Below are 7,706 nucleotides of genomic sequence, written 5' to 3'. Positions count from 1 at the left end.
AGGTCGGCGGTCATGGGTGACGCCAGGTGAGGACACCGTAGGCGATAGAATGAACAATGTTCAATCCTGGAATGGACATCGTTCATTCCAGCTGGCGTGAGGTGCGCCCGATGCCGGGTACGGTGACGCCGTGAGCGAGGCGAACGACAGGTCGGTGTACGGGGACGCGGCCGCACGCCGTCGCGGCACACTGGATGCGGCCGCGGCGCTGCTGGACGAGGGCGGCTACTCCGCCCTGACGATCCGGGCGGTGGCGCAACGGGCGGGCACCAGCACCGGCTTGATCTACAAGTACTTCGCTGACAAGCACGACATCTTCGTCGCGCTGTTGAACGAGAGCCAGATCGAGTCCACCCGGTTCCTCGCCCAGGTGCCGCGCGAGGATGGCGTCGCCGCGCTGCTCGAGGCGGTGATTCCGGAGTCTGCGCGGCAGTGGTCGCGCGTCGGCAGGATGACAGCGGTCTGGCAGGACGCCGTCAGTGGCCAGCAGTTCGAGCGTGAGTCGGTCGGCCAGGTGCGGGCGACGGCTGTGGCGTACAACGCCGAGCTGGAGCGTGCGGTCGTCGCGGCAGCTCAGGTTGAGGGTCGTCGGCTGGTGCCGGCGCCGGCGATGATCCCCTTCGTGCTGTCGGGGCTGATGGGCGTCTCCGACACGCTGGTCAACAACTGGGCGCGACACGTCGACCCTGCGGAGCTGATCGCCTTCACCGCCGCGGCGATCACTCGCGGCATCACCCGTGTCGAAGAGTGAAACCCTGTTCGGACATGCAGTTGCTTGGGTAACCTCCAGCCCAGGGTGAGGGAAGTAGGCGACGGCCCCGCGGGCGTCCGGCGACAAGGTGGTGGGTACGACGCTCAACGGACTTCTCGACTGGCTGGGTGACGTCGACTGGTTCCTTCAGGACCTGCACGGCTCCTGGGAGTGGTTCGCCTTCCTCAGCATCCCGCTCTTCACCGCCGTGATCGGCTGGCTGATCAACTGGACCGGCCTGATCATGCTCTTCTACCCGATCCGCTTCCACGGCTTCCGGGTGCCGGGGATGGCCGAGCTGACCCGGCTCGCGCCGCGCAAGCTGCAAGAGGTGCCCGGGTTCCTGCAGGGCGGCATCGGCTGGCAGGGGATCGTGCCCGCGCGGGCGGCCAAGATGGGCTCGATCGCCGTCGACAAGGCGATCGCGAAGCTCGGCACGCCGGCGGAGTTCTACCAGCAGTTGGAGCCGGAGAAGATCGGCGAGCACATCGTCACCCTCTTCGAGCCGGAGATCCCCGAGCTGGTCGAGGAGGTCATGCAACGCAGCAACCCTGCCTTCTGGCGCGACCTGCCGGTGGCGGGGAAGCGCGCGATCATCGCCCGGGTGCAGGCGCAGCTGCCGAGCGTGGTGGGCACGGTCACCGAGGAGATCGGCGTCCACATCGACCAGCTGCTCGATCCCAAGATCATGGTGATCGACCACTTCCAGAAGAACCCCGACCTGGTGGTGCGGGTCTTCAAGGACATGGGCCAGAAGGAGCTCAACCTGATGGTGAACTTCGGGTTCATCTTCGGGTTCCTGCTCGGCATCCCGGTGGCCTTCATCTACCACTGGGTGCACCTGTGGTGGATCCTGCCGGTGCTCGGCATCGGCGTCGGCTGGATCACCAACGCGCTCGGCATGTGGCTGATCTTCGAGCCGACCGAGCCCAGGCGCTACTTCGGGATCAGGTTCCACGGGCTCTTCCTGCGACGCCAGGACGAGGCTGCCGAGGTGTACGCCCGGATCATCGCCGACGACGTGATCACCCTGCAGCGGATAGGGGACTTCCTGATGGACGGCCCGCGCGGGGACCGGACCCGGCAGATGCTGGCCGACGCCCTCGCTCCGGCGATCGACCGGGCCGCGGGCCCGGCGCGGACGGCGGCCCGGATCGCGCTCGGCGGGCGGACCTACGACCGGATCAAGGGCGAGTTCGCCTCGGAGGCGGTCGGGCGCACCCTGACCCCGTTCCAGGACGCCGCGTTCAGCAGGCAGCAGTCGGAGAAGATCCGGGCGCTGATCGCGATGCGGACCAAGGAGCTGCCGCCCAAGGACTTCGTCGAGATGATGCGGGCCGCGATCCGTGAGGACGAGTGGATGCTCTACGCCCATGGCGCGATCATGGGGGCCGCGGGTGGGCTCCTGCACGAGTTGATCTTTAGGGTGGGCGGATGACCGAGGACCAGTGGCCGAGCGAGGAGCAGAGCGCCGTGGCTGACGACGACGTCGCGGGTGTGCGCGCGACCCCGGTCTCCCGCATCGACACCCAGCAGGCCGTGGAGGCGCTGCCGGGCCTGGTGCGGCTGGCGGCGACCTCCTGGCTGCGCACGGCCGAGTGGGGCGTGGTGGCCGGCATGCGGACCGGACGCCGGGTGCTCAAGGCCGCGACCAATCCGCAGACCGCGGTCGAGGTGGCGCAGGGCATGGCGGCCGCCTCCGGCGTGATCGCCGATCTGGCGAAGGCGCTCAGTCACGGCACCCCGGTGCCCGAGGCCGTGATCCAGGTCAGCTCGTCGCTTCGCCAGGCGCCTGAGGAGAAGCCGCGGGAGACGCGCGAACAGCGCACCCAGCGCACGCTGCGCCAGCAGGGGGAGGCGCTGCTCGCCCGCTCGCGCGATGTCTGGAACACCGAGCAGGGCCACCCGGCCTACGCCAGGATCCTGGACGAGATGGCGCCTGACGAGGGCCGGATCCTCCTGCTGCTGCTCAAGGGCGGTCCGCAGCCGACCGTCGACGTGCGCACCGGCGGCGTGATCGGGATGGCCAGCTCCACCCTGATCGCACCCGGGCTGAACATGATCGGCCCGCGCGCCGGCGTCCGGTATCTGGAGCAGGTGCCCTCGTACCTGAACAACCTCTTCCGGCTGGGCCTGATCTGGTTCTCCCGCGAGCAGCTGCGCGACCCGCTGGAGTACCAGGTGGTCGAGGCGCAGCCCGACGTGCTGGCGGCGATGCACACCGTCCGCTCGGCCAAGGTGGTGCGCCGCAGCATCCACCTGACCCCCTTCGGCGAGGACTTCTGCCGCACCTGCCTGGTCGCCGAGGACGAGGACCTCTCCGCCCTCCCCGAGCACCAGGCCCCCCACGACCTCGACTGATCCCGTCCCGCTGCCGGATAGTCCCTGACGTTTTCGTGGTTTCTGCGACGGAAAACCACGAAAACGTCAGGGACTATCGGGGTGGTGGCAGGAATTCGACGCTGTGAGCCGGATCACCGGCAGTTCAGTGAGATAAGGAAAGTTGAGCGGAACATACTCAACTTTGGTGTCGTTGAGATCAGTGAGGCCCTACGGGGGTCTCGACAAGCTGGCGGCAACGGCGGTTGGCTTGTCCGAGGAGCGAAGCCAGGAGGGACACCTTGAGCCAGTTCGGTGCCGACAAGTTCACCACCCGCAGCCGCGAGGCGATCGAGGCTGCCCAGTTGGGTGCGACCACCAAGGGTCACACCCAGACCGAGCCGATCCATCTGCTGGTGGCGCTTCTCGACGACGCCGAGGGCACCGCGCGCAACCTGATCGGCAAGGCAGGTGCGGACGCCGGCGCGATCACCCGCACCGCGACGTCGGTGCGCGACGCCCTGCCCAGCGCCAGCGGTGCCACCGTGCAGCAGCCCGGCGCCTCGCCGGCACTGACCCGCGTGCTGGCCGCCGCGCTCGACCTGGCCGCCTCGATGAAGGACGACTACGTCGCCACCGAGCACCTGCTGATCGCGATCGCGGGCGTCGAGAGCAGTGCCAGCAAGGTGCTCACCGACGCCGGCCTGACCGAGGCCGGCCTGCGCGAGGGCCTGACCGCCGTCCGCGGCAACCGCCGGGTCACCAGCCAGGAGGCCGAGTCCACCTACGAGAGCCTGGAGAAGTACTCCGTCGACCTGACCAAGGCCGCGGAGGAGGGGCGCCTCGACCCGGTGATCGGTCGCGACGCCGAGATCCGCCGGGTGATCCAGGTGCTCAGCCGCCGGACCAAGAACAACCCCGTGCTGATCGGCGAGCCCGGCGTCGGCAAGACCGCCGTCGTCGAGGGCCTCGCCCAGCGCGTGATCGCCGGCGACGTGCCGGACTCCCTCAAGGGACGCCGGGTGCTCAGCCTCGACCTCGCCGCGATGGTGGCCGGAGCCAAGTACCGCGGCGAGTTCGAGGAGCGGCTCAAGGCCGTCCTCGAGGAGATCAAGGACGCCGGCGGCCAGGTCGTCACCTTCATCGACGAGCTGCACACCGTGGTCGGCGCAGGTGCCGGCGGCGACTCCGCCATGGACGCCGGCAACATGCTCAAGCCGATGCTGGCGCGCGGCGAGCTGCACATGATCGGTGCCACCACCCTCGATGAGTACCGCGAGCGGATCGAGAAGGACCCGGCCCTGGAGCGGCGCTTCCAGCAGGTCTTCGTCGGCGAGCCCAGCGTCGAGGACACCATCCAGATCCTGCGCGGCATCCAGGAGAAGTACGAGGCCCACCACGGCGTCCGGATCACCGACGCCGCACTGGTCGCGGCCGCCACCCTGAGCGACCGCTACATCACCGGCCGCCAGCTGCCGGACAAGGCGATCGACCTGATCGACGAGGCCTCGTCGCGGCTGCGGATGGAGCGCGAGTCCTCGCCCGAGGAGATCGACCAGCTGCGCCGCGGCGTCGACCGGCTGAAGATGGAGGAGTTCGCGCTCACCAAGGAGAGCGACCCGGCCTCCATCGAGCGGCTGGAGAAGCTGCGTGCCGACCTCGCCGACCGCGAGGAGCGGTTGCGCGGGCTGGAGGCCCGCTGGGAGCGGGAGAAGTCCACGCTCGAAGGCGAGGGCGAGCTGCGTCGTCGTCTCGACGCGGTCAAGGTGCAGGCCGACAAGCTGATGCGCGAGGGCAAGCTCGACGAGGCCAGTGAGCTGCTCTACGGGCAGATCCCGGCGCTGGAGAAGGCCCTCGCCGAGTCCGCGGAGATCGAGGAGGCTGAGGTGGAGCCGCTGGTCGGCGACCAGGTCAGCGCTCAGGAGATCGCGGACGTCGTCGAGGCGTGGACCGGGATCCCCACCGGCAAGATGCTGCAGGGCGAGACCGACAAGCTGCTCGAGATGGAGCAGGTGATCGGCGAGCGGCTGATCGGCCAGGAGGCCGCGGTGAGCGCGGTCAGCGACGCGGTGCGGCGCTCCCGTGCCGGCATCGCGGACCCGAACCGGCCCACCGGCTCGTTCCTCTTCCTCGGCCCCACCGGCACCGGCAAGACCGAGCTCGCCAAGAGCCTGGCCGACTTCCTCTTCGACGACGAGCGCGCGATCGTGCGCATCGACATGAGCGAGTACTCCGAGAAGCACTCGGTGGCGCGCCTGGTCGGCGCCCCTCCCGGCTACGTCGGCTACGACGAGGGCGGTCAGCTCACCGAGGCGGTCCGCCGTCGCCCGTACAGCGTCGTCCTCCTCGACGAGGTGGAGAAGGCGCACCCGGAGGTCTTCGACATCCTGCTCCAGGTGCTCGACGACGGTCGGCTGACCGATGGCCAGGGCCGCACGGTGGACTTCCGCAACACGCTGCTGATCCTGACCAGCAACCTCGGCTCGGTCTTCCAGACCGACCCGTCGCTGACGCCGGAGGCTCGCCGCGAGGCGGTGATGGGCGTCGTGCGCGGCCACTTCAAGCCGGAGTTCCTCAACCGTCTCGACGAGATCGTGATGTTCGAGGCGCTCAGCAAGGACGCACTCACCCACATCGTGGACCTGCAGCTCGGGCTGCTGGAGAACCGGCTCGCGGTGCGGCGGATCAAGATCGCCGTCGACGACGACGCGCGCGGCTGGCTCGCGGACCACGGGTACGACCCGGCCTACGGGGCACGGCCGTTGCGCCGCCTGATCCAGACGGCGATCGGCGACCGGCTCGCCAAGATGCTGATCGCCGGCGAGGTCGCCGACGGCGGCGAGGTGCGGGTCAGCCTGGGCGAGAGCGGACTCGAGTTGAGCGTCGCCTGACCCTCGCCCCACCAGCACAGCGGGCGCCTGCCGAAGTGGCAGGCGCCCGCTGTGCGTCGTTTGAGAGACTGTGCGCATGACTGACGGCGCAGCCCACCCACGACCGGCACAGGTCACCTTCGGCGGATGGGTGATCCTCCTGGGATCGCTGTTCGCCCTGGTCTCCGTCTACGAGACCGTGGCGGGGCTGCGCTCGATCGACACCCGCGAGGGCATCCTGAAGTCGCTCGACGAGCCGCCGCTCGACGGCATGGGCCTGGACCTGCAGGAGGTCCTCGACTTCATGCACGGCACCGCGCTGGTCGCGGGAGCGTGCGCCGCGGCGATGGCGATCCTCGGCGGCTACGTGCTGCGCCGCAACCGGGCGGCCCGGCTGGGCCTGACCATCCTGGCACTGCCGATGTTCCTGACCGGCATGGTCGCCGGCGGATTCGCGACCTCGATGGTCGCGGTCGCGGTCGGCCTGCTCTGGACGGCGCCCGCGCGCGACTGGTTCGACGGCAAGCCCCCGCGCCAGCCGGCGCGTGAGGTCCCGCGCGCTGCCGACGCCGCACCGCGCGACCCGTGGGGTCTGCCGCCCCAGCAGGGGTCGAGCAGCCAGATCGCCGGCTCCGGCCAGCCGGCGCCCACCGGCGGTGGTGCCACGGCGCAGGACACCCTGGAGCGCCCGCCGGCCTTCGCCGGCTTCGGCACCCCGGCGGGTGCGCCGAGCGGCGGGACCCACGCCCAGCGTCCGAGCGAGCCGGAGCGGCCGCGTCAGCTGGGCACCGCCTGCATGATCACCTGGGTGCTCTCCAGCATGATCTTCGTGGCGATGGGCGCGGTCGCGATCGCGCTCGGCACCAGTGAGTCGCTGGCACGGGAGATGTGGGAGAGCGACGACAGCTTCGACAGCCTCGGCGTCTCCGTCTCCAGCCTGCGCGGCATCGCGGTGGCCACCAGCGCGGTCTTCGCGCTCTGGTCGCTGGCGGCGATGGTGCTCGCCGTCTTCACCTACCGGGGCCACGAGTGGGCGCGCTGGACGCTCTTCGTCTCGGCCGTGGTCGCGGCGATCTTCTCGCTGACCGCCGCCGTCAGCGTGCCGATGGTGCTCGCCATCACCGGCCTCACCGTCTATGCCGCGGTCTTGTTGACCCGGCCCAGCATCACCCATTGGATGATCGCGAAGAAGAGGAGCCAGCAGCGATGACTCAGGACCCGCAGCAGCCGGGCCAGCCCTACGGCCAGCAGCCCTACGGCGAGCCGTACCCGCAGCAGCAACAGCAATGGGGCGCACCCCAGCAGCAGTGGGGCGAGACCGACCCGAACCGTCGTCCGGGCACCGTGCTCGCGGCCGGCATCGTGACCTGGATCTGTGCCGGCATCGCCTTCGCCATCGGCGGGCTGTTCGGCCTCTTCGGTGCCGTCGCCCGCGACGACCTGATCAAGGAGCTCCGCTCCGACGACGAGTTCATGAAGGCGATCGACGACCTCGGGATCACCATCGACAACGTCGCGGACGGCGTGGTGTGGGTCGGCTTCGGCACCGCACTGCTGGCCCTGCTGGCGATCATCACGGCGGTCTTCGTGGTCCGTCGCTCCTCGGCGGCGCGGATCCTGCTGACGGTCCTCTCGGGGGTGACGGTGCTGATCACCGCGATCGGCTTCATCCCGCTGGTGATCGGCCCGGTCGTGGTGATCGTGCTGATGTACGTGGGCGGCGCCAACGCCTGGTTCGCACGCCGCACCGGCTGAGAGCCGGACGC

At 69.8% G+C, this 7,706-nt stretch carries 6 protein-coding genes; all 6 read left to right on the top strand.

The window, feature by feature from the left end:
* Positions 1-130: 130 nt before the first annotated feature.
* A complete protein-coding gene (locus ABD151_RS08375; protein WP_343993227.1) occupies positions 131-751 on the top strand; it encodes a TetR/AcrR family transcriptional regulator in 621 nt (206 codons plus the stop codon).
* 91 nt (positions 752-842) lie between these two features.
* The gene (locus tag ABD151_RS08370; protein WP_343993225.1) at positions 843-2,189 is read left to right on the top strand and encodes a DUF445 domain-containing protein; all 1,347 of its coding nucleotides are present in this window, start codon (positions 843-845) and stop codon (positions 2,187-2,189) included.
* Complete coding sequence (locus tag ABD151_RS08365; protein ID WP_343993223.1) at positions 2,186-3,112, top strand: Abi-alpha family protein; 927 nt, start codon at positions 2,186-2,188, stop codon at positions 3,110-3,112. Before ABD151_RS08370 ends, ABD151_RS08365 begins: the two co-directional genes overlap by 4 nt.
* Positions 3,113-3,372: 260 nt before the next feature.
* Positions 3,373-5,961 carry an ATP-dependent chaperone ClpB gene (gene clpB, locus ABD151_RS08360; protein WP_343993221.1) on the top strand — a complete coding sequence of 863 codons (2,589 nt, stop codon included), beginning with the start codon at positions 3,373-3,375 and terminating at the stop codon, positions 5,959-5,961.
* Positions 5,962-6,037: 76 nt separating this feature from the next.
* Positions 6,038-7,150 (top strand): proline-rich domain-containing protein, encoded by a 1,113-nt coding sequence (locus tag ABD151_RS08355; RefSeq protein WP_343993219.1) that lies wholly within the window; start codon positions 6,038-6,040, stop codon positions 7,148-7,150.
* Positions 7,147-7,695, top strand: coding sequence for a hypothetical protein (locus ABD151_RS08350; protein WP_343993217.1), 549 nt, complete (start codon positions 7,147-7,149; stop codon positions 7,693-7,695). Before ABD151_RS08355 ends, ABD151_RS08350 begins: the two co-directional genes overlap by 4 nt.
* Positions 7,696-7,706 lie beyond the last annotated feature (11 nt).

The organism is Nocardioides dubius (assembly GCF_039528155.1).
GTDB lineage: Bacteria > Actinomycetota > Actinomycetes > Propionibacteriales > Nocardioidaceae > Nocardioides > Nocardioides dubius.
This window is presented reverse-complemented; position numbering and strand designations above follow the sequence as displayed.